Annotated in this window: 1 protein-coding gene; it reads left to right on the top strand. The window is 64.5% G+C overall.

Annotated features, from left to right (window positions below; genetic code table 11):
* Nucleotides 1-338, top strand: a 338-nt coding sequence (locus B447_RS21625; protein WP_004249788.1) for an elongation factor 1-alpha C-terminal domain-related protein, incomplete at both ends; no start/stop codon positions are given.

Here is a 338-nt window from a genome sequence, read left to right on the forward strand (position 1 = left end):
GTCGCGGCCAAGAAGCTGGAACTGAACGCGATCGGCGTGTGCAACATCAGCCTCGACCGTCCGATCGCCTTCGATGCCTACCGCGACAACCGCGACACCGGCGGCTTCATCCTCGTCGACCGGCTGTCCAACAACACCGTCGGTGCTGGCCTGCTGCACTTCGCGCTGCGCCGGGCACACAACATCCACCTGCAACACGTTGACGTGAACAAGCAGGCGCGTGCTGCGCTCAAGAACCAGCACGGTTGCGTGCTCTGGTTCACCGGCCTGTCGGGTGCGGGCAAGTCCTCGATCGCCAACCTGGTCGAGAAGAAGCTGCACGCGCTGGGCCACCACAC

Source organism: Thauera sp. 27, from assembly GCF_000310125.2.
In the GTDB taxonomy this organism is placed as follows: Bacteria; Pseudomonadota; Gammaproteobacteria; order Burkholderiales; family Rhodocyclaceae; genus Thauera; species Thauera mechernichensis.